Origin of the sequence: Snodgrassella sp. B3088, assembly GCF_026535815.1 — a bacterium.
In the GTDB taxonomy this organism is placed as follows: domain Bacteria; phylum Pseudomonadota; class Gammaproteobacteria; order Burkholderiales; family Neisseriaceae; genus Snodgrassella; species Snodgrassella alvi_E.
In genome coordinates, this window is record NZ_JAFNPG010000036.1 from 1 (window position 1) to 25604 (window position 25604).

Here is a 25604-nt window from a genome sequence, read left to right on the forward strand (position 1 = left end):
AGGCAGTGATCTGCTCTGGCCTGTGCGAACTCCTGGGGCAGGCCGGTGGTTTCCCGGCCGAAGAGGAAATAGATTGCTTGCCTGCTGTTGCTGTAGTCAAATTCTGTGTAGTTACGTGTGCCGTACGTCTCGGTTAGATACACTTGTGCATTGGCTTGCGCTTCGGTCATTTCAATAAAAGCTTCTAGGCTGTCATGATAATGAATATCGACATAAGGCCAGTAATCAAGACCGGCACGTTTAAGCATACGGTCGTCTGTTGAAAAGCCAAGAGGGTGAATTAAATGCAGGCTGGTACCAGTACCAGCACAGGTACGGGCAATGTTGCCTGTATTGGCAGGTATTTGAGGTTGATATAAAACTATGTTCAGGCTCATTTAAATGAATCAATAAATAATATGACCCTTAGTTTATATCAGATAAGACAGATGTTGTATTGCTAAATAATAATTGGTTTGTATTTCTGTGATTGATGATATTATTTGACTGATTTCAATATCAATAGATAATTATCTGAAATAAAAACAGAAAAATGGAATAAACTAAATGATTAATGTAAATGGTATTAATATTAATTATAAAAAATCAGGAAGTGGGGAGGCTTTAATACTATTGCATGGGAACGGTGAAGATCACAGTATTTTTGCTCCACTGATTCAAAAATTTCACCATAATTATACCGTGTATGCAGTGGATAGCCGTAATCATGGTTTAAGTGAAAAAACTACTATCTATGATTATAAAGTGATGGCAGATGATATTTATGCATTGATTATGGCTTTGGCCATTGATCCGGTTAATATTATTGGCTTTAGTGATGGTGCAATTGTTTCTTTATTACTTGCTCTACACGATCAGTCTGTGATTTCCAAGATGGCATTATTAGGAGTGAATCTTTCGCCTGCGGATTTTAATGCTGAAACTTTTGAGTTTATGCAGCAGTACTATGAACAAACAGGTGATCCGTTGTATAAAATGATGTTGGAGCAGCCACAGATTGATATATCTTCTCTGAAGGATGTCACTGTGCCAGCTTTTGTGATTGGGGCGGAAAATGATATTTATCATCCTGAGGTATTTAGCTCAATTGCTGAAGCTTTGCCCCATTCCAAATTAAAAATTGTGCCAGACCATGATCATGGCAGCTATATCATCAATAATGATTTATTGTATTCTGAACTTGCTGATTTTTTTAGTAATTCAGTATAAAGCCAATTTTTAAATGTGTTGTAGGATTCCTGTAAGTCAGTTTTATTGCGCCTTCATGCCAAATGATAACGTTTGGATGGATGTGACAAAAAATGGTAGAGCATGAAACGGTACATAATGAGTATAAATATTTATAAGATAAGAATAATTGCTTTGATTAACTTGGCAACCTAGTATGAAATTTTCTATATGCCTGGGTGTAAAACTGGGCGGTGATAAGCGTAGTAAAAGTCTATAAGCATATAAAGCATGTCTGGAGTCGCAGTAAAACTTGCTTTAATTCGGATATAAGGGGAGCGACAAAAATAAGGATTTGCATAAGAAAATTGCCACTTCAGTTGAATAAATGCTTAGAAGAAAAAAATTGTGTTTTCATGCGAAAATCATTTTTCTGTAAGAATTCGTACGGTCATAAATTGATTAATTTTTCTTAGGGGGAAAAAATAGATAATTTATCAGGTTTCTGTCTGCTAAATTATTTATTATTTTGGTTTATGAATGTGAGGTAGAACCATAAAAAACTAAAATATTCCATTCATTAATATTTAATAATTTTTTAAGAAGTTGCTTCGATGGCCAGTAATTTTATTTCTCTCTAAACCATATTATGCATAATCTATTCTGGCAAGTTTGCAACTAAAGAGTCATTTTGGATAGTGAGTGCCACGGGTGATTGATGCCATCACAAAATCCGTTATGGTAGCAGTTAAATTGCTTCAGGATGTGCGTAGTAAATTGCTGTTGGAGGAATGTTCATGTAGATCGTTTACACGAAACCCAGTGTGGATTTGAATGTTGGTGTACTTAAATGTTCCTAATTAAGGCCTCACTGATTTCAAAGTGAGCTTTTTCATTTAAACCCTAAGCAACTATCATCTGTGGTCTAGTATTGTTCAGTCGTTAAAATCTTTTTTGCGATACTGTGGACGCAATGCCAATAAATGGTTTAACAGGTTTGTTTTGAATTGTTCTTTGTCAGGCTGATAATACATCGGTTTACCGATATTGACATCGATAAACAGCGGCAAGGGAATGCGATTTCCTTTTGCCATAATCTGTTCAGTGCCTTGCAACCATACCGGAATAATTGGTACGTCAGGCATGGTGGCACTTAAATACCATAAACCTGATTTTAATGGCTGCATTTTGCCAGGTTCACCACGGGAGCCTTCTGGAAATAAAATCAGAATTTTGTTTTTGCGTAAGGCTTCTTCACAGCCTTGCAAGGGATTACCTTGACCGTTATTCTGGCGTGTAACCGGAATAATATTCAGTACATTGAGCGCAAACCATGCCATCCATTTATTGCTGAGAAAGTAATCTGCTGCTGCAGCTGGATGAATCTGACGCTGTTGCATGGGAGAATACAGTGACATTAATGCAAACACATCCATGTGGCTATTGTGATTGGCAACGAGAATAGCCGGCCCTTGTTTAGGCAGATTCTGGTGCTGGTGGATACGTAAACCCAGCCATAAACGCATAACTGGCCATACGATGCATAAGGCAAATAATGGTTTGAGTAATGATTTCAGCATGGCTTAGTAGTAAAAGTATCGGACAAAATGAAAAAATACTGGTGCCGTAAATATCAATGAATCAAGGCGGTCAAGAATGCCGCCGTGCCCAGGTAGTAGTGTGCCACTGTCTTTGATACCGATATCACGTTTGATGGCTGACATCACAATGTCTCCACAAAAGCCACTGACACTGATAATCAATCCGGCCAGTATGGCCATACTCCAGTTCAAAGGTGTCAGTATAGGGCCTAATAACATGGCTGCTATAGTGGTGCTACCTATGCCGCCAACCAAACCGGCCAGTGTTTTGTTCGGACTAACTTTTGGGGTGATTTTGATTTTCCCAAGTGATTTGCCCCATAGATATTGGGTAATATCGTTGAATTCTGTCAGTCCAACGAGAAACAGAACTAATAAAGCTCCAGTTTGCTGCTTATCATTGGGTAATACCAGCAGACAGGCAACATGGCTGAAAGCAAATACAGTAGTCATTAATCCCCATTGGAGCTGAGAAACTGTGCGCAAAAAATGTCTGGTATCGCCAGCAATAACCATACGAGCTGGTAAAAATAGAAACATATATACTGGTATGAATACGATAAACAATCCGTACCAGTCGATGCCGATTAACCAGTAGTTAATCGGAATGGTAATAAACATCCATAATATGGGCATTCTGTCTGCATGGCGGGCGGGAACCAGAGTTAAATATTCTTTTAAAGCTATAAAGCTCACTAAAGCAAAAAAACTTAATCCAAGCCAGCATGGGCTGATCAGTGCTAGTGAAAACAAAATAACAATTACCCACCATGTGCGGATACGCAGGGTGAGTTCGCGCCAATCTTTATTTTTTTGCAGGCAAACTAGTAGTCCGTTGATTATTGTTGCCAACAGTAAAAGGCTGAAGATAACCAATAGGGATTTTTGTAGCAGCATATTAACGGCCTCCATGTATGGCGCTGCGACAACGGTTAATGCAAGTCCAAATCAATAAGAGGATAGAGGCACACCAGATGAAATTATTCCAAATTGTTAAATTTGGCCAGATAGCTATCAGTAAAGACCAGCTACCAAAAATCAGCGCACGGTCACTTTTTCCCATCGGGCCAGCATAGCTGCGAATGCCGTTAATGGTTTGCGCGAGAATGCCACTGAATTCAGTTAAGGCTGCACAGAACAGCATAACCAGTACGTTGGCTGTATTGCTGTGGGGTAATAATATAAATGGTAAATACAGCGCAATATCAGATAATACATCGCCAAGCTCGTTTAATACCGCACCAAGCCGGCTTTGTTGATTACATTCGCGTGCCAGCATACCATCCAGTGCATTTAACGCCATGCGGATAAACAAAGTAATCGGCAACAGCCAAAATAATTTGGGATAAGGAAACAGAGCGAGGATGGCACCTATTAAAACTGAAAGGCCGATAGCAGTTAGCGTAATGTGGTTGGCTGTAATGCCTTTTCTGTACAGCCAAAACATTAGTGGACGTAGCAATTTTTGAAAAGCAGGTTTGATGCTATAGAGAGTCATGCTTGTGCAGATAAGTTTTGTAATCTTTATATTATAAAATGTATTTAAATTTAATGTTATGTTGTTTAAGAATGGAATTTGCCTTCAGGCTGATAAAAAATGATGCTACGATTCTGTATCGTGGCAAATAACAATAAAATAGATAACCGGTAATACTTGTAAAGTATTACCGGTTATCCTCAGAAAAGAAGTATTATCAGGCAGCTTATTCAGCCTGTGGCATTACCCACATTTGGTTCTGATTGTATTTCTGCATAAATTGTTTAAATTCATCTGACTGATAAGCTGCTTTTAAATCTTTTGCCCATTGTGTGTCTTTGTTTTTTTCATTGATGGTGACCACCATTTCCATTTCCGGAATCACCTTTTCACGCAGAACAGCTTTTTTCGGATCCAGTTTGGACTGATAGGCAATGCCCCCTGAGGCGAACCCGAAGTCCACTTCATTTAATGTGCGCGGAATCATAACTGAATCAATTTCTTTGATTTTTAGTAGTTTAGGATTGCTGGCAATGTCTCGTGTGGTTGCGAGTATTGGATTGGTGTTGGGTTTTAACTGAATTAAGTGGTTATCGGTCAGAATACGTAATGCACGTGAGGTATTAGCCGGATCGCTTGGAATCAGTACGCTGGCACCGTTGGGTGCCTGCTGGATGGAGGTGTATTTATTTGAATAAATGGCAGCTGGTACGGTTGGAATATGCACTAGCGGATATAGATGTGTGCCTTTTTCACGGTTGAAAACATTCAGATAGGCAGTATGCTGATCCAGATTGAAATCAACCTGTCCATTATTTACAGATTGATTATTCACTTCCAGCGTGGAAAAATTCAAGGTTTTAATCTTATAACCCTGTTTTTCCAGAATTGGCTTAACGCCTTGCTCAAATATGGTGGTGTAGGGCATGGCGGATGCACCGAACACGAGTTCTTTTTTAGTAGCCGTTGCGGCGGATGCGTTATCCTGTTGTGTTTTGGAGCAGGCTATCAAGCCTGTGGCTACCAGACAGGTTATAACAAGATAAATAATTTTGTTCATGATGGACCTGCTGAAATTTAATATGGAATATCAGTATATAATTGGAATTACGTTGCGAATATACTGATTTTAAATAACTTTACTACTAAATAGAATAAGTGTTTATGTCATTTGCTTTTGTCTGACTAGTTATGCTCACAGATTTAGAAAAAAACGCGATACGCGAACATTACCAAAATATCGCCAAAAGTCTGCCTAATTTCCGGCCACGTCAGGCACAGCGGGAGATGGTGGCCGCGATTGCTAATGCATTTTCACGCACTCAACAGCAGGAGGATGGTGGAGAAGCACCACAGCGCAATGGAGAATCAATTGTGGTGGTGGAGGGGCCTACAGGTGTAGGCAAAAGTCTGGCCTACCTGTTGGCCGGCGGGATTATGGCGCAGACGCGCGGCAAAATTCTCGTGGTCAGCAGTGCCACTGTAGCTTTACAAGAACAGCTAGTAGGGCGTGATTTACCCTTTGTGGTCAGACACAGTGGTCTGAATCTCAGCTTTGCACTCGCCAAAGGGCGTGGTCGCTATTTGTGTCCCTATAAACTGTATCAATTAACCCAATTGAACGCACAGGATAGTTTACAAGGGTTTGAACCACAGCAGGCGTTGTGGGACCGGAAACCTAAAAGTGAGGAGCTGGCGGTATTACGTGATATGGGCGACCAGTTTGCTGACCGTACTTTTAATGGAGATCGAGATACGTGGCCGCAACAGATTGATGATGGTCTGTGGCAGAAAGTTACCAATGACCGCCACGGCTGTTTGAAAGCTGGGTGTCCCAATCGACCGGAGTGTCCGTTTTTTTTGGCGCGAGAAACGCTGGAAACTGTAAATGTGGTGGTGGCTAACCATGATTTATTGTTGGCTGATATCGGTATGGGCGGTGGCGTTATTTTGCCATCACCTTCCAATAGCTTTTATTGTATAGATGAGGCGCACCATTTGCCACACAAAGCTTTGCAGCAGTTTGCGGCTGAACACAGCTTGAATCAAGCATTATGGTTTTTAGAACGCACTGGTAATGTTGTGGATAAAGTAGCTGGTGTGCTGGATAAAAGTGAACTTGCTGTAATGGCTACAGAAGCAGCCTCCGCTTTGCAGGAAAATTTGCAGGAATGGATGATGCATTTGGCTGATGAACCCAGCCTGGCGGCACAAGATGGCCATGATGAAAGTAGCTGGTTGTGGCCGGATGGCGTCATCCCAGCTACATTGAAAATATTGGTTGATAATACCGCTTTGGCCGCACGCATGCTGCTTAAACACATCAATAGTCTGAATGAGGCTCTATCGGCCGCACGACGTGATAAAAATCAGGACAGCAGTTTGCTTGACCGGCTTAGCGGTGATCTGGGTATGTTGCTGGCGCGTATAGAGCAAGTGGTTGATGTTTGGGATTTACTCGCAACTGAAAATGTTGAAGGGGAAGCACCGCTGGCTAAATGGATTACCCGAACGAGTAAAGATAAAGTTGATTACAGTTTTAATGCTTCTCCGATTACCAGTGCCGGCAAACTGGCCAGTGGTCTATGGCGACGTGCGGCAGGCGCTTTACTGACCTCGGCAACGTTACGCTCGTTAGGTACTTTTGATTTGCTGCTAAAACAAACTGGCCTTAATTGGTTAACAGATACCACTATGCTGGCACTAGATAGCCCGTTTCATTTTGCCGAGCAAGGGGAGCTATATATACCTGCACTGACTGCCAGTCCGAAAGATGCAGCTGCTCATACCAGCGAAATTGTAGAGTGGCTTCCAAAACTGATTAATGAAAACGAAGCCATTGGAACGTTGGTTCTGTTTTCTTCCCGCCGGCAGATGCAAGAAGTGGCATTGAAATTACCCTACAGCCATTTACCTTTGTTGCTGGTGCAGGGAGAACTACCTAAGCAAGTTCTCTTGCAGCGCCATCATCAGGCTATTACCGATGGAAAACCCAGCATTATATTTGGACTCGACAGTTTTGCTGAAGGGTTAGATTTACCGGGTGAAATGTGTGTACAGGTGATCATTGCTAAGTTGCCCTTTGCGATGCCGGATAATCCGATTGAAAAAACCCGTAATCAATGGATAGAAGCTCGTGGCGGCAATCCTTTTATGGAAATTACTGTGCCTGAAGCCAGCATTAAGCTGATACAGGCCGTTGGACGGCTGATTCGTACCGAAACAGATTATGGCCGTGTGACTATTCTGGATAACCGTATTCTGACAGCGCGCTATGGCAAGCAATTACTGGCATGTTTGCCGCCCTTCAGGCGCATCGGTTAAACAGGCCGGCAAGCGTGAAAAGCACAGCCTGCCTATGTTGCTGAGGATAGAGAGATTGTTGTATGACCAAGCTTAGCAATTGACAATCACTTGATTAATCTTTAATATTAGAAGCTTTCGTATATTTATCTGGATTAGCTCCTATGAAAACCTTTTCAGCTAAGCCGCATGAGGTGAAGCGCGATTGGTATGTGGTTGATGCTCAAGACAAAGTTCTGGGTCGTCTGGCTGCTGAAATCGCTCGCCGTCTGCGTGGCAAACATAAGCCAGAATACACGCCACATGTTGATACTGGCGATTACATCATTGTAATCAATGCTGACAAACTGCGTGTAACTGGTCAGAAACAGACTGACAAAAAATACTATCGCCACTCAGGCTTCCCGGGTGGTATTTACGAGCGTACCTTTGCAGAAATGCAAAACCAGTTCCCTGGCCGTGCGCTGGAAAAAGCCGTTAAAGGTATGTTGCCTAAAGGTCCGTTGGGCTACGCTATGATTAAAAAACTGAAAGTATATGCAACTTCAGAACATGGCCATGCTGCTCAACAACCTAAAGTTTTGGAAATCTAAGGACACGCAATGAACGGTAAATATTACTACGGCACGGGTCGCCGCAAAAGTTCAGTGGCTCGTGTTTTCCTGCAAAAAGGTAGCGGTCAGATTATTGTTAATGGCCGTCCGCTGGATGAATTCTTTGGTCGTGAAACCGGCCGCATGATTGTACGTCAGCCATTAGTGCTGACCGAAAATTTGGAATCTTTCGACATTAAAGTAAACGTTGTAGGCGGCGGTGAAACCGGCCAGTCTGGTGCGATTCGTCACGGTATTACCCGTGCATTGATTGACTACGATGCAGCGCTGAAACCAACTCTGTCTGCTGCTGGTCTGGTTACTCGTGATGCACGTGAAGTTGAACGTAAGAAATTCGGTCTGCGTAAAGCACGCCGTGCGAAACAGTTCTCCAAACGTTAATCTGTATTGCCACTGCCAACACAGTTTACAAATACAAAAAAAGAGCCATGTGGCTCTTTTTTTTGTATGCTTGATAAATAGACAGAAAATTAATCTGAAAATTAATACTATTCAGATGGGTTTTCAATATCAGAAATTTCATTAATTTCTTTACAGCAAAAGTCTGCTTTGGCGTATTCTGTTAGAAATTCATAAATAGTAAAATAGGGGACTCTGAACTCTTTGGCTGCATCGGCTAAATAAATTTTTCTAGGTGAAAATGGATTAGATTTTTCCTGAGAAATTATTGAGTAATTAAATGTAGCCGCATATGAGACTAGCCATGGATCCGCAGTTGTCAAATCAGCAAAATTTTTTTTTGCCACTGGCTTAAAACTTGGGTTATTATGAGCCCACTTAATGATTTCAGCATATTTTTCTATAGCGTCATAGTCATCCAGCCAAAATGATTCAGGTATATTTTTTTGTACCCAAATTGCTAACTCATCTTTTTTAACCTCAACTAATTCATGATAAACGGATTTGAGCGAATAAAGAATCTTTTTTTCATGAAGATTTAATAAAAAATTCCAAAATCCTTGACAGAAACAGAATTGATAATGAAAATTTTTTGCCTGAATAAAAACGTTTGCGTCAATTAAGAATTTTCCCATACTAAATACTATCCCTCATATTGCTATATAGCTTCATTACTGAAGGTGATTTCAGGTTTAATAATTTGGCCGCTTCTGATATCAAGATATGTTGATTTATTGTTTGTGTCAGAATTATTTTAGTTAAGCGCGTGCTGTTGCGTAGAGGATAACTTTTATAAGGATTACCGCCTGTATTTGCTTTCTTTGATTGTTGTCCATTATGTTGATTTTTCACACTATTGATGTAAGAACTAGCAATTAATTTCAGTTTTACCGCTTTGATTGTAGTAGCAAGTCTGCTGACTTTAAATATCTTACTAATTACGTTAATAGTGTCGTATATATCAGAATTAGGGAATTTCTTTCTTTCTGTCTGCCATTTTTGCTTAAACATATCATTAGGCATTAAAAAATGAGCTGCTACTTCATTACAAAATGCCTCCGTGGCATTATCGTTAACAGACCAATCAGATACTCCTTCTTTTCCAATCCATAGGTGAGCAACTTCATGAAGCAATGTGAAAATTTGAGCATTTTTTGAATCTTTAGTATTAATAAAAACAGCGGGAGCATAATTGTCGGTAATTGCAAATCCTCTGAATTCATTGACACTTAACGGTTTTTTGGTATTGTTTTTGACAATACCATTTTGAAAAATCAAAATACCAAGATTCTCAAATCGAGTTACTAAGTTTTTAAAATATACACTTTCTTCTCTGAATGAATCTAAATCGGTTTCGATATTAAAATCAATAGACTTTGCTATATTTTGAGCAACGTATTCCGGTTCAGAAATTTTGTAATCAACGCGTTCTACAAAATCAAGTTTATTATATATGTCTTCTTTTTTGAGGAAGTCTTTATACCATTCTATCTTATTATTTATATCTTCAAGAGTATCATAGAAATCAGTACTCAAAGGTACAGCTTGTTGTGTATTTCTGAAATCTGGTAATGTTGGGCGTGTTATTTCTGGTGGTTTATCTAAAAATAAAAATCCGAAAGGAATGTTTGCCAGTTTAGCTAATCTTAAAGCCTGAGCCTTGTTTACTATACCATTGACAAATCTATCAATTTTTTCTTCGGATTTCACGAGTTCCTGCGCGAGAATTCTAACATCCTTAGATTGTGAGTGTGCAATCCATTCTAGTATAGAATTAGAAATTTGGAATTCATATTTCATAATATTTATTCGAATATTTATTGAGATAGTAGAATACTTTATTAAACTACTTGTTTAATTAAAATTTTATTATACTTAATTAAATTCCTCTATATTGATTATTAAAATCTATATTCTTATCAAATCAAATACATTTCTTTTTGTATATATAATTGTTTTTAATTGATTTATATGTAAAATTATTTTAGAATTAGTGTTGTAAAAAACTGAATATTATTTTCAATTTGAAATTGATAATATTCAATTCTAGAATTTGTAAACTTAAGCGTGTATGTAAAACCGAGAATTAATTGATTGAAGTGAATATTTAATCATTTGAGCAGCCAAATTCTGGAAGTATTGGGTACGCTTAGTAAAAAAGATGAAATGCATATCACAAAAGTACTGTATTTTCTCTGGCTACAAAGATTTGTGGTTTTCCAAATTTGTGTAGCAAGTTGTTTAGTGTCTAATCTGTGCTTTTCCTAATAAGGTCGAGAAAAACACAACAAGTACCAACATTGAAAGTTGGTGTGATGTCTTCGTAAGTTAGTTGTATTATATTGTAATTGAGGATTCTGAATATTAGCCGTATGGCAGCAATTTGATACAAAAATTTGTTTCTTGCTCTTACAAAAACTGCTTATGAGTTAACTTGATAAGCAGTTTTTGTAAGAGCAACTAGCAAGGTAAGTTATGTATGGCGCTGCTTTGAATAGCCGGTGTGCTGAGACTTTGGGGTAAGCTGCCTGTAAGACTGACGAGGATGCCGCTGAAGTTTACCATCTGTTCCTGACTGACCTGTTGTGCGATTTCGGGCAGGTGCTGCCGTAATTTGAATGTTGTATCATTGCTTTTATATATTTAAATTAAATATAAATCAATATGTTATGGTAAATGATGATGGTTAATCTATCGACAAACGTATTAATTTGCTAACGCTAACTAATCAAGCACTATAGCGCAAACAAAGGTCAGGAAAACATTTTTTTAGTTCAGTTGTGGTGTGATTGTTTTATGGTGATTATTGGGTTTAATTAATTATCTTGAATGAAAATTTTATTTGTTGAGATGCTATTTTTATAAATTTAATGATAATTAATTATGTTTAAAAGCACATATTTGAATTGTTTTTATGTGCTGCTACAAAGTGTGTTGATGTCAATTTTAATTGAGAAGATTGCCATGTCTGTGTAATTATTTTTTTCAGATAAACAACACGATATTGGAAATTGGCTAAATTTCTATTTATATATAATGATTTAGCCTAGGGTGCGGGTTTGTTATGGCGCTGTTTATAACGATTGTAGCCAAATAGGTATTGGCTGGGAAAACGTTTAACCCACTCTTCAACATTGTTATTAATGATTTGTGCATCATGTTCTCTGTTGCCGGTGAGTGTGCCAGTAAGTGGGGCGATGTGCAGGGCAAAGCCGCGGCCATGGGGTAGGCGTTCGCCGCAAAAGAATAGGGCTGTTACATTAGGCATGATGGCGAGCCGTGAAGCCAGTGTCATGGTATAGGCTGGCCGGTCGAAAAAGTTGGCCCAGACGCCTTCACCTTCTCCAGGCACCTGATCAGGCAAGATGATGGTGGCTTCTTTGTTTTTTAATGCCCGTACTACTTGTTTCACGCCTTGCATGTTGGCTGGTGCGGTGTAGCCGTTGTCACGCACGCGGCCGTTATTCATGACGCTTTCCAGCCAGCTTATTTTGGGTGGCCGGTACATGGCAGTGAGAGGGAATGGTAGTTTTTCGCTCAAGTAGCGGCCGGCAAGGTCGTAATTGCCTAGATGCGGGGTAATAAGGAGCAGCCCGTGTTTATTTGCAATGGCTTCTTCAATGTGTTTCCAGCCGTGCACTTCTTTGAACAAGGATACGATGTGGTTGCTGGAGCGGGTCCATGCGATGGACAGCTCTAATCCGCTCTTGGCAGTTTCAGCAAAAATGGATTTGACTAGTTTTTCTGCTTGTTGGTCGTTGGCAGCAATTTTGCTAAAATGCAGATTTTTGGTTGTGCGTTCACGTTCACTGGTGGCGAAGTAAAAGCCAAGGCGCCCCAGTATTGAGCCGATGCCCTGTAAAACTGGCAAGGGGATTAACGCCAATAAGGAAAATACGAAATAAACCAGCTTTTGCATCTGTTCTGTATCTCAAATCAAAATTTGGGCGACATTGTAACAAAAGCATCTATAACTGCCCATAAAGCAATATTAGCATCAGAAAGTATCCGCCAATTATGAGTGAATTTCTGTTTACTTCTGAGTCGGTTTCGGAAGGACATCCGGATAAAGTTGCCGACCAGATATCCGATTCTATTTTAGACGCTATCCTGACGCAGGATCCTTCAGCGCGCGTAGCTGCTGAAACGTTGGTTAATACCGGTTTGTGTGTGCTGGCCGGCGAAGTGTCCACACGCGCACATATTAATTATATACAAGTTGCCCGCGATACGATTAAGCGTATCGGTTATAACTCATCCGAGCTGGGTTTTGATGCCAGTGGCTGTGCAGTCATGGTTTGTTATGACGAACAGTCGCCTGACATTGCGCAGGGTGTGAATGAGGGTGAGGGGTTGGATCTGGATATGGGTGCCGGTGATCAGGGGCTGATGTTTGGTTATGCCTGTGATGAAACCCCGACGCTGATGCCGTTTGCGATTTATTATGCGCATCGTCTCATGCAGCGCCAGAGTGAAGTACGTAAAAGCGGTGAACTGCCGTGGCTCCGTCCGGATGCAAAGGCGCAGCTGACTTGTGTATATGATAGTGAAACCGGTAAGGTGAAGCGCATTGATACGGTGGTGCTCTCTACGCAGCATGATCCCGAAATCGGGCGTGAAGAACTGGTTGAGGTGGTGAAGGAACTGATTATTAAGCCGGTATTACCTGCTGAAATGCTAACTGAAGATACTCAGTATCTGATTAATCCGACCGGACGTTTTGTGATTGGTGGGCCGCAGGGCGACTGTGGATTAACTGGACGCAAAATTATTGTGGACACTTACGGTGGTGCAGCGCCGCATGGAGGTGGCGCATTTTCGGGTAAGGATCCCACCAAGGTAGACCGTTCTGCTGCTTATGCTTGCCGTTATGTGGCGAAAAATATTGTGGCTGCCGGTCTGGCTAGCCAGTGTCAAATTCAGATTTCCTATGCTATCGGTATTGCGCAGCCGACTTCGATTGCAATCGATACTTTCGGTACCGGTAAGATTGAGGAAAGTCGGCTTATTGAGATTGTGCAACAGCATTTTGATTTGCGTCCGAAAGGAATTATTAAAATGCTGGATTTACAGCGCCCTATTTATGCTAAAACAGCAGCATATGGCCATTTTGGACGTGAAGAGCCGGAATTTACTTGGGAGCGTACGGATAAAGCTCAGTTGCTGCGTGAGGCTGCGGGTATCTGATTTAGATGGGTTGATACAAACAGGTTGCTTTTAAGCAGCCTGTTTTTTATTGTATGCAGCTGATAAGGATATTTGTATAAAAGAGAAAAATAATGCTTAAAGCAGGCTGACGATTGGTCGTGAAATGAGCTGAAGTGACAGTTTGTGTGCGTATTGGTGGTTGGTTTGCTAAGAAAACGAGAGTTTTGTACATAGTGTATGGTGCAATTTTGTTGCCGACTGGTGTGAAAGGTTGTTGACACTAGCCAGAAAAAGCCGGTATCTGGTTAATACGGCGTAAAAAATTTCAAAAACTCTAAATATTTAATCTGTTATTAAATATAATTATGGTCTTAACGAATTAGGGTGGTTTGGGGTGATTGTTTTTTATTTTGTTTAGGAAACACTTATCCGATTGATGTCTGTAGCGGTTTATTAATAAGTTCTATTTGCGAATTGGATAATTTCATTCGGGCTGCTGTTTGGTGTGGTTGAATAGCTTGATGTTTCTTTTCTGCAACGATACAGCTGACGGCAGATGGTTTTTGCTAGTGTTGTCTGGTGGTTCAGTTTGTTGAGCTACTGATTATGCTGATGTAACGGAAAATAACGTTGGTATGGGATGGGTGGTGTAAATTAATTTTGTAGCATGCAGATTGATAAGCAAAAAATTTTAAAATTTTGATGCTTTAGTGACTATTTTGGGGTTGGAATATTCTCTGCCAAACTATAAGCTCCATTTATAATAAGAGATAAATTTATTATAATGGCTTATTTTATGGACTTTGAGGTGCTCTGAAATGGGTTTTTCTCTTCCTGCTGCCGAACTGGAAGCTACTTTGGGGGTGCTGGCAGTGAAAATGCCGAGCATGAATGTTCAGCTGGTAATGCTAAGCCGTCTGGTGCGTTTGGTGCATGCAACGATTCACAATCAGCTGAATGAGCGTTTGCATAAACACCATTTGTCCGAAAGCTTGTGGCATGCGCTGCTGGCTGTGTATGCGCGGCCAAATCATGAGATTTTACCTTCGGAACTAAGCAATATTCTTAATCTCACCCGTACTAGTGCTACGCGTTTGTCTGATGATCTGGTTGTAAATGGCTGGGCTACTCGTTCAACTCATCCTTTAGATCGGCGCAAAATTACGCTGAAATTAACTAAGGCCGGTGAGGATTTGATTCAACGTGTCAGTCCGGAAACCAATGAGGTGCACCGGAGGGTATGGTCAGCCCTGAGTGAACCAGAATATGAACAATTGCAGCAGCTTTTAACAAAGTTATTAACTGCTGCTTAACTTTTTGCTGAGATTTGCATGAAATTAACTGTATTTGCGCGCCGATTGCGTCAGTTATCTCTTGTCAGCCCGCTGGCTTTGCTGTTGTTGTCTGCCTGTGCCAATTTTGGCCGCCAGCCCGAGTTACAAACCCCGCAGGATGCAGCCCAGCTGCATTTGCCAGCCGGTCAAACCATACAGTCAAAGCAGAGCTGGTGGCTTAGTCTGAATCAGCCGTTATTGAATCAGTTGATGGATATGGGTCTTGCTAGTGCCCCGGATTTACGTATTGCCGCTGCTCGTTTTGCTGAGGCTGAAGCGCAATGGCGTGGAACCAAAGGGGAGGCTGGTGTACAGGTAGCTTTGCAGGCTAATGGTGTGGCCGCTTACCTAAATCCGAAACCAGATTCAAACAGAGCGGGTGATGACCCGAATCATGTGTTTAGCAATGAAATGGCTGCGCTGGCAGTTAATTATACTTTTGATTTTTGGGGTAAGCAGCGTAATTTGATTAAGTCAGCACTAGGTGCGCGTGTGGCTGCCGCTTATCAGCAAGAGCAGGCACGGTTGCTACTAAGCCAAAGTATTGTGTCGCAATATACGCAATGGCAGTTGTTGCAAGAGCAGGCTAATGTGTTGCAAAAGCGTATTGCGGTGAATCAAGCGTTGCAGAAACTGGTGGCGAATCGGATTCGTGCTGGTCTGCAACCAGCAAGTGATGAATATGCTGTGTCGCAAAATGTACTGGCTATGCAAAGCGCTTTGCGCCAGACGCAGGCGGATATCGAACGTGCCCGGCACAGTATGGCTGCGCTGATAGGTGTTTCACCTGCTCAGATGCCAGCGATGGTACCGCAGCCGCTGGGGAAAGTACCAGAAGTGGCGGTAAATGGTTTACATGCCGATATTCTGGGGCAGCGACCGGATATTGCGGCGCAACGAGCTTTACTGCAATCGGATTATTTTGGAATTAAAGCGGCACAAGCAGCGTTTTATCCGAATATAGAAATCAAAGGACTGGCAGGTTTGGCGCATGTTGATGCGTTTGACTTGGTGCATTCTTCTTCACGTATGCTGGGTATTGTGCCGGCTATTTCGTTGCCGATATTTACGTCAGGCAGTTTGCAGGCTGCTTTGGCTGGTAAACGTTCTGCTTACAATGAGCAGGTGGCGCAATACGATAAAACGGTGCTGACGGCTTTGCAGCAGGCAGCCGATGCTGTCAGTGACTATCAGCGTAGTTCTGAAGCATTGCCTTTACAGCAGCAGGCGTGGCGGGTGGCGCAGAAAAATGCTGTATCCAGCAATAGACGCCATGCAGCTGGTCTGGAGAATGCGCTTACCAAGTTGCAACGCGAGGATGCAGCTTTAAGTGCACAGGCAGATTTAGCAAAAACCGCTGCGTGGCGGCAACAGAGCTGGAATAACCTGCATGCTGCGCTTGGTGGTGGTTTTAAAATTCCTGCAAGTGGCAATAATCAGTAACTGAGTGTTAATTTCCTATTTTCTTGAGCTATTGACGTATGAGTGAACAAAAGCAAACCAATGAGGCAGTGACTACCTCTCAACCGGCGGTACAACCGCAGTCAGAACGTGTGCCCGCCGGCCGCAAGCGTAAGCTGGTATTGCTGACGGTGGTATTTGTGCTGATTGCGCTGGGCTTTCTGCTGATGTATCTGCTGGTATGGCAGCATGAGGAATCCACTGATGATGCATATGTGAATGGCCATCTGGTGCAGATTACGCCGCAAATTACCGGTACGGTGCAAAAAGTAAACGTGGATGATACACAGACTGTTAAGGCAGGTCAGGTGTTGGTAGAGTTGGATAACAGTGATATGCAGCTGGCGTTTGAGCGGGCGCATGATGAGCTGATTAATGCGATTCGTCAGAATAAGCAGCAGACGGCTCAGTCGCATCAGGCCAGTGCACAGGTGGCGGCACAACAGGCCCAGTTAAAACGTTTGCAAGCTGATTTACAGCGGCGCCAGAGTCTGGCTGGTACCGATGCAATTTCTGCGGAAGAATTAAGCCATGCCCGTGATGCGGTAGTGGAAGCGCAGGCAAACCTGAAGGCCATGCAGGGGCAGGAAAATGCAGCTAAAGCTGTGCTTGGCCATAATGTGCCGCTGCGTCAGCAGCCAGCTGTGATGACCGCGGTTAGCCATCTGAAAAGTGCATGGCTGGATTTACAGCGTACTCAAATCAAGGCTCCGGTGGATGGACAGGTAGCGAAACGCAATGTGCAGGTAGGCCAGAAAGTGGCAACTGGTGCGGCGCTGATGGCGGTGGTGCCACTGAATAATGTCTGGGTAGATGCGAACTTTAAGGAAAGCCAGCTGGCGAAGATACGTATTGGTCAGCCGGTGGAAATTAAAGCGGATGTGTATGGCAGTAAAGTGACTTATCACGGTAAGGTGGCCGGACTGTCTGCCGGTACTGGTGCTGCGTTTTCACTGTTGCCGGCACAGAATGCGACTGGTAACTGGATTAAAGTTGTACAACGTGTGCCGGTGCGGATTGCACTGGATCCTAAAGAGCTGGCTGCGCATCCGCTGCGGGTAGGTCTGTCTATGGATGTAGAAGTGAATACGCGTAATCAGGATGGTCAGGATTTAACTGCTGCTACGGCGATTCCTACTAATGGCAATATGGCTGCGATTGATTGGACGCCAATCAATAATATGATTGAGCAAATTTTTGCCCAGTACGCGCCCTAATTCTGTTCTGCCTAATTATGATTCGATTGCTGCTGGCGCAGGGTGATTGTTCTCGTGCCAGTGGCGGTTACTGCGATGTTGATCTGGCTTGATTTTTATTTTAATTTCAGAAGCTTTCTCTGGTGAGTAGGAATATTCGTGCTCATGAGGCATGAAATGAGCTGACGCTACACCGAGAAGGTTTTTGTATTAAGGCTTTGCTTGAATGACGCATTCTCCCTTGAAAGGTCCGGCTCTTGCTCTGGTTACGGTGGCGCTGTCACTAGCCGTATTTATGCAGGTACTGGATTCCACTATCGCCAATGTGGCTTTGCCCACCATTACTGGTAATTTGGGTGCAGCCAATAGTCAGGGTACGTGGGTAATTACGGCGTTTGCCGTGGCCAATGCTATTTCGGTACCACTCACAGGCTGGCTGGCGCGACGCTTTGGCGAAGTAAAAGTATTTGTGGTGGCGACACTGTCGTTTGTGCTTGCTTCTTTTTTATGTGGTATTGCGCCTAGTCTGGCCTTGCTGGTGTTTTTCCGCGTGGTGCAGGGTGCTGTGGCTGGGCCGATGATTCCGTTGTCACAAAGTCTGCTGATGGCTGCCTATCCGCCGGAAAAACGCCCAATGGCGTTGGCGATGTGGTCGATGGTGATTATTGTGGCACCGATTTTTGGGCCGATTCTAGGCGGTATCATCAGTGACAACTGGCATTGGGGCTGGATTTTCTTTATTAATGTACCAATTGGTTTGGTGGCTGCCGGTATTTCTTGGCAGATGCTTAAAAAACGTGAAACCGAAACTGAGCACCAGCCTATTGACCGTATGGGTCTGTCGCTAATGGTAGTCGGTGTGGGTGCATTGCAGATGATGCTTGACCGTGGTCATGAGCTAGACTGGTTTTCATCCAATGAAATCATTACGCTAGCGGTAATCGCGGTAGTGTGCCTGAGCTACTTTATTATCTGGGAATGGTATGCAAAGTATCCGATTGTGGACTTGCGCTTGTTTAAGGACCGTAATTTTACTGTAGGGGTGATTACGCTCAGTACTGCCTATATGACGTATATGGGGGCCATTGTGCTATTGCCGATGCTGTTGCAGATGCAGCTAGGATATACCGCAACATGGGCAGGGCTGGCAACGGCACCGATTGGTATCTTCCCAGTATTGCTGTCGCCGCTAATTGGTAAGTTTGGCAACCGGCTGGATATGCGGGTATTGGTGACTATCAGTTTCACCGTTTACGCCATCTGTTTCTTCTGGCGGACTAATTTTAATGCCGGTATGAGTTTTATGGATGTATTCTGGCCGCAGTTTGTGCAGGGTATTGGAATGGCGATGTTCTTTATGCCGTTAACCCAAATCACTTTGTCGAATATGTCTGGTTCGCAGATTGCCAGTGCTTCCAGTATTTCTAATTTTGTGCGAATTTTAGCCGGCGGTATTGGTACGTCGATGGTTAATGTATTGTGGGATAAACGCGAAGCATTACACCATACACAATTGGTGGAGAACATTCATCCTTATAACAGTACTATGAATGAGTCGATTCAGGGGATGAATCAGCTGGGTATGAGTGGAATACAGCCATTAGGCTCAATCGAGCAGACCATCGGTCAGCAGTCGCATATTATGGGTGCCAATGATTTATTTTGGCTGTATGGCATGACATTTTTAGTTCTGATTGTGCTGGTGTGGTTTGCTAAACCGCCATTTGGCAGTGGCGGAGGTGGCGGAGCTCATTAAGCTAGTTTGGTTTATCTGATACGGCCTGTGTATTTGCGATACAGGCCGTGTTTTTATGAACTGGTTTTGTTTGGCTGTAAGTGATAAGAAAAGGGCTTAGATACAACTGTGAATGTAAATTGACGGCAGCTTGTGTACAATAGACGGCGTTTAATGCTGGGCTGGTTGAAAAACCAGTAGGTAATATTGTAATGATGATGAAACTGGCTTTTGCTTTTTTATATATGCTGCAGTTGCTACCTTTAGGGGCGATTCATGCGCTGGCACGCTGTGTGGGCTGGCTGAGTTATTATGCAGTTGCTCCACGGCGGCGAATTGGTTTGATTAATCTGCGCCACTGTTTTCCCGAATGGACGGAGCAGCAGCGACGTAAAGTATTGCGCGAACATTTTTATCATATGTCTATGCTGCTGCTGGAATATGGGCTGTACTGGTATGGTGATGCCGCGCGTTTAAAAAAATTGGTGCGCTATCAAGACAAACATTATCTTGATGAAGCGCTGGCCGCCGGTGAAAAAGTAATTTTACTTTATCCGCACTTTACTGCGTTTGAAGCGGCGGTGTATGCGCTCAACCAAGATGTACCCTTAATCAGTGTGTATTCACATCAGAAAAATAAACAGATGGATGAGCAGATTCTCAAGGGACGCCATCGCTATAATAATGTGTTTCTGATAGGGCGCACTGAAGGGCTGCGTGCGATTATTAAAAAAATCAAAAGCAGCAGTGCGCCGTTTTTATATTTGCCCGATCAGGATTTCGGACGAAGAGAATCGATTTTTGTAAACTTTTTCGGCATTCCCACAGCGACGATTGCTGGGCTGAGCCGTATCGCTGCTTTAACCAATGCTAAAGTGGTTCCAGCAATTCCGACACGGGAATCAGATGGCAAGGTTACCTTGCGGTTTTATCCGCAATGGGATAATTTTCCCAGTAAAGATATAGTGGCCGATACGCAACGAATGAATGATTTTATCGAAGCACGAGTACGAGAGCAGCCGTCACAGTATTACTGGCTGCATAAACGGTTTAAAACCCGCCCCGAGGGTGAAGCGTCGTTTTACCAAAAAATTCACAAATAAAAATCCGATTATCTGTTGTGGCAGACAATTGATTAAAATAAAACTGCTGCCAGAGCTTGGCTCTGGCAGCAGTTTTTGTATTCATACGCCAGACAAAGCGACAGACTGGCCGATATAGGCATCATCATGTAACGCTTTTAGCATGAAGTGCGCTACATCGGCACGTGCTATGCGGCCACTGCCTGCTGGTATGCCCCGTGCTGCCTCAGTATATTTTCCGGTTAGGGTATCGTGGGTTAGGCCAAGTGGGCGTACGATGGTTGCGTCTAAACCGGCTGCCTGAATTTGCGCTATGGCGGCACGATGGTCAGCCAGCGGATGGCGTAAAAACTCCATTGCGGCCTGTCCACGTTCACCTTCCAGCTCATTGTCTACGCCGGCGGAGGCACAATAAACGATGCGTTTAATGCCATGCTGTTGCATTTGTGGGGTGATATTGCTCAGCATACGTTCCAAATCATTGCCTGGCTTTATGCCTTGGTTGGTGTTAAGAGCCGAGGCCACTGCGTCGTAATGGCTGTTGTTTGTAAACAATGCTGCTACATCGGCTTTCTCAAACACGTCACAAAGACGAATATGTAATTTAGGGGGTTGGATATTAAGTTTTTTCTGCGAACGTACTGCTGCTGTCACTTCATCACCGTTTGCCAGTGCCTGTTCGACCAAAGCTTTGCCCACGCCGCCGCTGGCACCGAAAATAAGAATATGCATTAATGTTTTCCCGAAAATTAAAAATCAGTTTAATAAACCGATGTTAGAAAAATAATCTTGATAAACCTGTGCTTTGCGCTCAAGTGAGAGTGGATAAGCTCGCGAAGAAGAAGGCAGTCTGGAAAGGGTCAGCTGCCGTCCGTTTAGTATGGTTTCACTGGGATGGCCGATAGTTGGTACCGGAGTTTCTGCCGGGAGCAGTTGCAATAAAGTGGTGGTGGCTTTGTCGCCTGTGGTCATTATGTGCCGACAGTCTGGAATCTGTACCAGTAATGCCGCTAAATCCACTGGTGTTACCACTTCGAGAAATTTATCCGCCGCATTGTTTTGCAGGCGCTTGATTTGATAGGCTGTATCGTTGATGGCAATGCCACGTTGGTTAAGAAAAGCGCGAATTAAAGGCTCATTGAAGCCTTTTTGATCATTACTAAGAAAATAATTTTTATTCTGAAAAAACACCAGTCCGAATATGCGCCACATATCATTTTGCAGATTCGGATAGTAAAAATCCATTTTCCAACGTGTGGCCGGTGGTGGAAAGGACCCCAACATTAGAAGCTTTGCATTGGCTGGCAGAAACGGTGCTAGTGGATGGGTTTCAATAATAATTTCAGTCATATATTCCTGTTGTGTCATTGTGCATGCTAACAACGGCCAAATAGACAGGCTACCATATGTGCCTGTTCCTCCGTATAGCCGTCCTGACCCAGTCGTGCTGACATTACCCACTCGTTGCTAAAGCCCTGTAGACTACTGTACTCATGCCACAGACGCTGCTGCTCGGCCTGATTACCATGTTTAATTGCCAGATGCAGGCGTTGCTGGATATTTTCCGGTATTGTATCGCTCATCATTACCTCCGTATGCTTCAGATTGCTCGTCCTTGACTTTCGTAGCGACGGTGAAACCACAGTAGGCAGGCACAGCCGATTAAAGTTAACGGTACCCCGAGCAGTGCCGGATACTGATAACCCCATTGGTGGCTGATGGCCACGCCGCCACTGTATGAACCAATGGCATTGCCTAGATTAAACGCCATCTGTACGCTGGCTGCACCCAGTAGCGCACCACCGGGCGAAAAGCGCAGCAATAGGAGCTGTTGTGGTGCTGATACTGCAAACAGACAGAATGTGCATACACACATCAGCGTGGCCGACAGCCAGCCGACAGATGAACACACAAAAATCAGTAACAATGACACTGCGGCCAGCCCTTGCAAACCGGCAGCTACCTGGCCGGGGGTATAGCGATCCGCCAGACGGCCGCCACACCAGTTTCCTGCTACCATACCGGCACCAGCCAGTACCATTAGTAGACTGACCTGATTGCCATTGAAACCGGATACCTGTGTTAATAAGGGACGGATATAGCTGAACCAGCAAAAAATGCCGCCATTACCAAAGGTGGTAGCCGCTAAGATCAACCATGGTGCGGCTGATTTCAGGAAACGGAATTGCCCCAGAATGCCGGTATCAGGTAGCCGTTCCATCTGCGGAATAAAACGCTGTAAGGTAAAAATTAGCACAATTGCCACCACGGCTACCAAAGCAAATACCAGCCGCCAGCTTAAATGCAGACTTAGCCATGTGCCTACGGGTACGCCAAGTAGATTGGCAACCGTCATACCCGCAATCATCATCGCTACAGCCTGTGCGGAACGGCCAGGTGGCGCCAGTTTAGTGGCAACAATCGAGCCGATACCAAAATACGCTCCATGCGGGAGGCCGGAAATAAAACGCGCTACGAGCAGCGTGTTATAGCCGGGTGCAATGGATGCCAGCAGATTGCCGATGGCAATCAGTACCGACAGTGACAGCAAAATGGTTTTCGGCGGTAGGCGGTAACTTAATACCAGCAGCCAGGCACCGCAGCATACGCCGATAGCATAAGCGGCAATAAAATGCCCGCCCTGTGCAATGCTGATATGCAGAGTAGCAGCTACATCCGGCAAAATACCCATCATACTGAATTCTGCCATGCCCAGTGCAAAGGTACCTAATGACAGCGAAAGTAAACTTTTTAGTAGCATAATTATCTACAGCCATTGTCTGTTCAGCTAAAGTACAAGTTTAGACGTAGCCTGCCTACTTGTCACTTTCCATGCTTTATTACGGGATAATCTGTCTGAATAAATTATGAATTACAATCTTAGCTGCGTGGTGCCATCAATATCATGGCAGCGCCGAGGAGGCATACCAGTGCGCCGCTGATGTCCCATTTATCTGGCATGGATTTTTCTACTATCCATGACCACAGCAGTGATGAGCAGATGTAGATACCACCATATACTGCATAGGCACGGCCGGCAATATTGCTTTCTACCAAAGTGAGCAGCCATGCAAATAGCAGCAGCGATAATGTGCCCGGTAATGTCCACCATGCAGACTTACCCATACGTTGCCATGCCCAGAAAGAAAAACAGCCACTGATTTCAGCAATAGCGGCGAGAAAAAAATAAATAAAGGTTTTCATTGCTACACCAAAATTAAATTAATTGTTCCAGATACTATCAATATTCGTTAAGAACAATCTATGAAAATAAAACCGCCAATATTTTTCATTATCGACAAAAATATTATGACAATATGTTTATGCTGTGTGGGCGCGTTTAGGCTAAATACAGTTAATGCTTCCGTTTAGGTTGCCGGTGAGTGTGGTAACTAGTGCTCGTGTTGGGAAAATCGCTAATGATCAAGGAGTAGTTTGCAGATGATTTTGATTTTTGTATCGAAATTAGTGGGTGTGGACTAGCAATAATAGTTGATGGAGGCTAGTTCATAAATACTGAATATTTGTACTTTCTATCCGCTGGTTCGATGAAACAGCTCGGACAGAGGCGTTATGTAATCATGCAGGTGATGTTGTTATTGAGATGCTGTTAGTCTGATATTTGATAGCATTGTTAATAGCTGTTCCCTTCATAAAGCAAACTAATCTGCCGAAAAATATTGAAGAGCGTATTTAAGGAAAAAATCTATGTAGATTGATTTATTGATAATTCATTTTTTCGACAAATGCTTGATGGCTGATATTAGCTATAAACTGCTAAATGGAATACAATTAATTAATATGTAAATAAATTATGCAGGAGAATATACATGCAAAAAGAAATCCGGCAGTTTTCTACGATTAATGCTTTGATGGCAGGCTTGTTCGATGGGGTATTTGCGGTTGGGGAGGTAAAAAAATATGGCAATTTTGGTCTGGGTTGCTCGCACGCGTTAGCAGGTGAGGTAATTATTGATCAGGATTTTCTGGAGGCTGATGGCGATAAAGCGGTAAAGGTAATGGGCGATGAAGAGCTGTTGCCATTTGTGCAGGTCACCACGTTTCAACCAGACAAGGTGGTAGATGTGGTGGATATCTGTAAAGACAATCTGTATACCCATCTGTCCAACTACTTGCCTATGGATAATGTGTTTGTTGCGGTGAGAATCAATGCCCGTTTTGATGAACTGAAAATCCGCCGCCCGCATGCGCAGCAGAAACCCTATCCGTCTGTGGTTGAGGTGTTTAAGCAACAGGTGGTGGATACAGTGGAGGCTGTCAGCGGTTCGCTGATTGGGTTCTGGACGCCGGAGTTTTTCAAGGAGCTGTCGGTAGCCGGCTTCCATCTGCATTTTATTGATACCACACGCAAACTAGGTGGACATGTGATTGATTTTCGTGCTGCCAAAGCGGAGCTGGCGTTTGAACGTAAGCAGTCAATAGAAATTGCATTGCCCCAGAGCGAGGAGTATCTGCGTAAAAACCTAAATATGGACGATTTGAATCAGGTGATTAAACAAGTAGAAAATTAGCGCGGACGTGCTACACTGTTTTTTCGTTATCTAATCAATTATAGGGGAGAGGCGGTGCTAGTGTTCGTACAGCCGGATAACGAATTTGCCACTACGGAAAGCGTACTATGAAAAAAATAATTTGCGGGCTGTTTTATATGTGTCTGCTGGGAGGTTGCCATCAGCAAGCTGTGGATGCTGTGGAAGCTTCTGCCGCCAGCCAGCCGCGGCATATGCCGCTGGTAATCGACCCAGCGTTAACCACTTCTGTTGATCAGCAGCTGATGGCGTTGCAAAAAAAATTGCCACAGCAGCATAAGCAGATAAGGTTTAATGCAGCTGTACGCCATAATTACACGATTTATTATTCATATACAATGCTGGACGAAAAGCGTAAGCGAGATAATTTTAATGTAGATTCTGTGAAAAAAGAGCTCATGCGCAGCTGTCGTCAGCCTCTGACACGTCGAATGCTGTTGGGTGGATTTGATTTTGTTTATGTGTATACGTTTCAGGATCATTCACAGCAGAGCATCACTTTGTCTGGTAAAGATTGTCGCTAGTTCTACATTGCTG

25 protein-coding genes are annotated in these 25604 nt (G+C 43.2%); 12 read left to right on the plus strand and 13 right to left on the minus strand.

The window, feature by feature from the left end; all coding sequences use genetic code 11:
• The coding region (locus tag J3U75_RS09880) for a tRNA (cytidine(34)-2'-O)-methyltransferase (RefSeq protein ID WP_267391962.1) at positions 1–377 on the minus strand (377 nt) is incomplete at its 3' end.
• Between the two features lie 169 nt (positions 378–546).
• Here J3U75_RS09880 and J3U75_RS09885 point away from each other — a divergent pair.
• A complete protein-coding gene (locus J3U75_RS09885) occupies positions 547–1209 on the plus strand; it encodes an alpha/beta fold hydrolase (RefSeq protein WP_267391963.1) in 663 nt (220 codons plus the stop codon).
• An 893-nt stretch (positions 1210–2102) separates the two neighbouring features.
• Here J3U75_RS09885 and J3U75_RS09890 read toward each other — a convergent pair.
• From J3U75_RS09890 to J3U75_RS09905, 4 genes are all read right to left on the minus strand, one after another.
• Positions 2103–2747 carry a lysophospholipid acyltransferase family protein gene (locus tag J3U75_RS09890; RefSeq protein ID WP_267391964.1) on the minus strand — a complete coding sequence of 215 codons (645 nt, stop codon included), beginning with the start codon at positions 2745–2747 and terminating at the stop codon, positions 2103–2105.
• Between the two features lie 3 nt (positions 2748–2750).
• Positions 2751–3665 carry a phosphatidate cytidylyltransferase gene (locus tag J3U75_RS09895; RefSeq protein ID WP_267391965.1) on the minus strand — a complete coding sequence of 305 codons (915 nt, stop codon included), beginning with the start codon at positions 3663–3665 and terminating at the stop codon, positions 2751–2753.
• Between the two features lies 1 nt (position 3666).
• A complete protein-coding gene (locus J3U75_RS09900) occupies positions 3667–4266 on the minus strand; it encodes a CDP-alcohol phosphatidyltransferase family protein (protein ID WP_267391966.1) in 600 nt (199 codons plus the stop codon).
• 205 nt (positions 4267–4471) lie between these two features.
• Positions 4472–5305 (minus strand): MetQ/NlpA family ABC transporter substrate-binding protein, encoded by an 834-nt coding sequence (locus J3U75_RS09905; RefSeq protein WP_100140890.1) that lies wholly within the window; start codon positions 5303–5305, stop codon positions 4472–4474.
• A 131-nt stretch (positions 5306–5436) separates the two neighbouring features.
• On the opposite strand from J3U75_RS09905, the gene dinG reads away from it, so the two are divergent.
• From dinG to rpsI, 3 genes are all read left to right on the plus strand, one after another.
• On the plus strand, positions 5437–7569 hold the full coding sequence (gene dinG, locus J3U75_RS09910; RefSeq protein ID WP_267391967.1) for an ATP-dependent DNA helicase DinG: 2133 nt from the start codon (positions 5437–5439) through the stop codon (positions 7567–7569).
• A 143-nt stretch (positions 7570–7712) separates the two neighbouring features.
• On the plus strand, positions 7713–8141 hold the full coding sequence (rplM, locus tag J3U75_RS09915) for a 50S ribosomal protein L13 (RefSeq protein WP_100140892.1): 429 nt from the start codon (positions 7713–7715) through the stop codon (positions 8139–8141).
• A 9-nt stretch (positions 8142–8150) separates the two neighbouring features.
• Positions 8151–8543, plus strand: a complete 393-nt coding sequence (gene rpsI, locus J3U75_RS09920) for a 30S ribosomal protein S9 (RefSeq protein WP_100140893.1) — start codon at positions 8151–8153, stop codon at positions 8541–8543.
• 107 nt (positions 8544–8650) lie between these two features.
• On the opposite strand, the gene J3U75_RS09925 is transcribed toward rpsI, so the two are convergent.
• From J3U75_RS09925 to J3U75_RS09935, 3 genes are all read right to left on the minus strand, one after another.
• The gene (locus J3U75_RS09925) at positions 8651–9196 is read right to left on the minus strand and encodes a DUF4411 family protein (RefSeq protein ID WP_267391968.1); all 546 of its coding nucleotides are present in this window, start codon (positions 9194–9196) and stop codon (positions 8651–8653) included.
• Between the two features lies 1 nt (position 9197).
• Positions 9198–10271, minus strand: a complete 1074-nt coding sequence (locus tag J3U75_RS09930; RefSeq protein WP_267391969.1) for an ImmA/IrrE family metallo-endopeptidase — start codon at positions 10269–10271, stop codon at positions 9198–9200.
• Between the two features lie 1336 nt (positions 10272–11607).
• Complete coding sequence (locus tag J3U75_RS09935) at positions 11608–12480, minus strand: lysophospholipid acyltransferase family protein (protein ID WP_267391970.1); 873 nt, start codon at positions 12478–12480, stop codon at positions 11608–11610.
• Positions 12481–12578: 98 nt separating this feature from the next.
• Between J3U75_RS09935 and metK the strand changes: the two genes are divergently transcribed.
• The 6 genes from metK to J3U75_RS09965 all read left to right on the plus strand — a co-directional run bounded on the left by metK (position 12579) and on the right by J3U75_RS09965 (position 20538).
• Complete coding sequence (gene metK / locus J3U75_RS09940) at positions 12579–13748, plus strand: methionine adenosyltransferase (protein WP_267391971.1); 1170 nt, start codon at positions 12579–12581, stop codon at positions 13746–13748.
• A gap of 779 nt (positions 13749–14527) precedes the next feature.
• Complete coding sequence (locus J3U75_RS09945; protein WP_100140896.1) at positions 14528–15022, plus strand: MarR family winged helix-turn-helix transcriptional regulator; 495 nt, start codon at positions 14528–14530, stop codon at positions 15020–15022.
• Between the two features lie 18 nt (positions 15023–15040).
• Positions 15041–16486, plus strand: coding sequence for an efflux transporter outer membrane subunit (locus J3U75_RS09950; RefSeq protein ID WP_267391972.1), 1446 nt, complete (start codon positions 15041–15043; stop codon positions 16484–16486).
• Positions 16487–16524: 38 nt separating this feature from the next.
• Complete coding sequence (locus tag J3U75_RS09955) at positions 16525–17721, plus strand: efflux RND transporter periplasmic adaptor subunit (protein ID WP_267391973.1); 1197 nt, start codon at positions 16525–16527, stop codon at positions 17719–17721.
• A gap of 205 nt (positions 17722–17926) precedes the next feature.
• On the plus strand, positions 17927–19456 hold the full coding sequence (locus J3U75_RS09960) for a DHA2 family efflux MFS transporter permease subunit (RefSeq protein WP_267391974.1): 1530 nt from the start codon (positions 17927–17929) through the stop codon (positions 19454–19456).
• Positions 19457–19653: 197 nt separating this feature from the next.
• Positions 19654–20538, plus strand: coding sequence for a lipid A biosynthesis lauroyl acyltransferase (locus tag J3U75_RS09965; protein ID WP_267391988.1), 885 nt, complete (start codon positions 19654–19656; stop codon positions 20536–20538).
• Positions 20539–20619: 81 nt separating this feature from the next.
• On the opposite strand, the gene J3U75_RS09970 is transcribed toward J3U75_RS09965, so the two are convergent.
• The 5 genes from J3U75_RS09970 to J3U75_RS09990 form a co-directional block, all read right to left on the minus strand.
• Positions 20620–21249: an NAD(P)-dependent oxidoreductase gene (locus J3U75_RS09970; protein WP_267391975.1), complete on the minus strand. Its 630-nt coding sequence runs from the start codon at positions 21247–21249 to the stop codon at positions 20620–20622.
• A 24-nt stretch (positions 21250–21273) separates the two neighbouring features.
• Positions 21274–21867: a uracil-DNA glycosylase family protein gene (locus J3U75_RS09975; protein WP_267391976.1), complete on the minus strand. Its 594-nt coding sequence runs from the start codon at positions 21865–21867 to the stop codon at positions 21274–21276.
• A gap of 26 nt (positions 21868–21893) precedes the next feature.
• Positions 21894–22100, minus strand: coding sequence for a cyanate hydratase (locus J3U75_RS09980; RefSeq protein WP_267391977.1), 207 nt, complete (start codon positions 22098–22100; stop codon positions 21894–21896).
• 17 nt (positions 22101–22117) lie between these two features.
• Positions 22118–23278 (minus strand): MFS transporter, encoded by a 1161-nt coding sequence (locus J3U75_RS09985; protein ID WP_267391978.1) that lies wholly within the window; start codon positions 23276–23278, stop codon positions 22118–22120.
• A 119-nt stretch (positions 23279–23397) separates the two neighbouring features.
• Complete coding sequence (locus tag J3U75_RS09990; RefSeq protein ID WP_100140903.1) at positions 23398–23721, minus strand: YnfA family protein; 324 nt, start codon at positions 23719–23721, stop codon at positions 23398–23400.
• 626 nt (positions 23722–24347) lie between these two features.
• Between J3U75_RS09990 and budA the strand changes: the two genes are divergently transcribed.
• Together budA and J3U75_RS10000 are read left to right on the plus strand one after the other, a co-directional pair.
• Positions 24348–25049, plus strand: a complete 702-nt coding sequence (gene budA, locus J3U75_RS09995; RefSeq protein WP_267391979.1) for an acetolactate decarboxylase — start codon at positions 24348–24350, stop codon at positions 25047–25049.
• Positions 25050–25156: 107 nt separating this feature from the next.
• Entirely contained in the window at positions 25157–25591 is a 435-nt protein-coding gene (locus tag J3U75_RS10000; protein WP_267391980.1) for a hypothetical protein, read from the plus strand.
• Positions 25592–25604: the final 13 nt, after the last annotated feature.

What these genes read in the sequence shown, in the direction of transcription:
- rplM (WP_100140892.1), top strand. Translation starts at nt 7,713, where the DNA reads ATGAAAACCTTTTCAGCTAAGCCGCATGAGGTGAAGCGCGATTGGTAT.
- J3U75_RS09970 (WP_267391975.1), bottom strand. Translation starts at nt 21,249, where the DNA reads ATGCATATTCTTATTTTCGGTGCCAGCGGCGGCGTGGGCAAAGCTTTG.
- metK (WP_267391971.1), top strand. Translation starts at nt 12,579, where the DNA reads ATGAGTGAATTTCTGTTTACTTCTGAGTCGGTTTCGGAAGGACATCCG.
- J3U75_RS10000 (WP_267391980.1), top strand. Translation starts at nt 25,157, where the DNA reads ATGAAAAAAATAATTTGCGGGCTGTTTTATATGTGTCTGCTGGGAGGT.
- J3U75_RS09925 (WP_267391968.1), bottom strand. Translation starts at nt 9,196, where the DNA reads ATGGGAAAATTCTTAATTGACGCAAACGTTTTTATTCAGGCAAAAAAT.
- J3U75_RS09900 (WP_267391966.1), bottom strand. Translation starts at nt 4,266, where the DNA reads ATGACTCTCTATAGCATCAAACCTGCTTTTCAAAAATTGCTACGTCCA.
- J3U75_RS09955 (WP_267391973.1), top strand. Translation starts at nt 16,525, where the DNA reads ATGAGTGAACAAAAGCAAACCAATGAGGCAGTGACTACCTCTCAACCG.
- J3U75_RS09935 (WP_267391970.1), bottom strand. Translation starts at nt 12,480, where the DNA reads ATGCAAAAGCTGGTTTATTTCGTATTTTCCTTATTGGCGTTAATCCCC.
- J3U75_RS09945 (WP_100140896.1), top strand. Translation starts at nt 14,528, where the DNA reads ATGGGTTTTTCTCTTCCTGCTGCCGAACTGGAAGCTACTTTGGGGGTG.
- J3U75_RS09975 (WP_267391976.1), bottom strand. Translation starts at nt 21,867, where the DNA reads ATGACTGAAATTATTATTGAAACCCATCCACTAGCACCGTTTCTGCCA.
- J3U75_RS09885 (WP_267391963.1), top strand. Translation starts at nt 547, where the DNA reads ATGATTAATGTAAATGGTATTAATATTAATTATAAAAAATCAGGAAGT.
- rpsI (WP_100140893.1), top strand. Translation starts at nt 8,151, where the DNA reads ATGAACGGTAAATATTACTACGGCACGGGTCGCCGCAAAAGTTCAGTG.
- J3U75_RS09965 (WP_267391988.1), top strand. Translation starts at nt 19,654, where the DNA reads ATGAAACTGGCTTTTGCTTTTTTATATATGCTGCAGTTGCTACCTTTA.
- J3U75_RS09960 (WP_267391974.1), top strand. Translation starts at nt 17,927, where the DNA reads ATGACGCATTCTCCCTTGAAAGGTCCGGCTCTTGCTCTGGTTACGGTG.
- J3U75_RS09895 (WP_267391965.1), bottom strand. Translation starts at nt 3,665, where the DNA reads ATGCTGCTACAAAAATCCCTATTGGTTATCTTCAGCCTTTTACTGTTG.
- J3U75_RS09890 (WP_267391964.1), bottom strand. Translation starts at nt 2,747, where the DNA reads ATGCTGAAATCATTACTCAAACCATTATTTGCCTTATGCATCGTATGG.
- budA (WP_267391979.1), top strand. Translation starts at nt 24,348, where the DNA reads ATGCAAAAAGAAATCCGGCAGTTTTCTACGATTAATGCTTTGATGGCA.
- dinG (WP_267391967.1), top strand. Translation starts at nt 5,437, where the DNA reads ATGCTCACAGATTTAGAAAAAAACGCGATACGCGAACATTACCAAAAT.
- J3U75_RS09950 (WP_267391972.1), top strand. Translation starts at nt 15,041, where the DNA reads ATGAAATTAACTGTATTTGCGCGCCGATTGCGTCAGTTATCTCTTGTC.
- J3U75_RS09980 (WP_267391977.1), bottom strand. Translation starts at nt 22,100, where the DNA reads ATGAGCGATACAATACCGGAAAATATCCAGCAACGCCTGCATCTGGCA.
- J3U75_RS09985 (WP_267391978.1), bottom strand. Translation starts at nt 23,278, where the DNA reads ATGCTACTAAAAAGTTTACTTTCGCTGTCATTAGGTACCTTTGCACTG.
- J3U75_RS09905 (WP_100140890.1), bottom strand. Translation starts at nt 5,305, where the DNA reads ATGAACAAAATTATTTATCTTGTTATAACCTGTCTGGTAGCCACAGGC.
- J3U75_RS09990 (WP_100140903.1), bottom strand. Translation starts at nt 23,721, where the DNA reads ATGAAAACCTTTATTTATTTTTTTCTCGCCGCTATTGCTGAAATCAGT.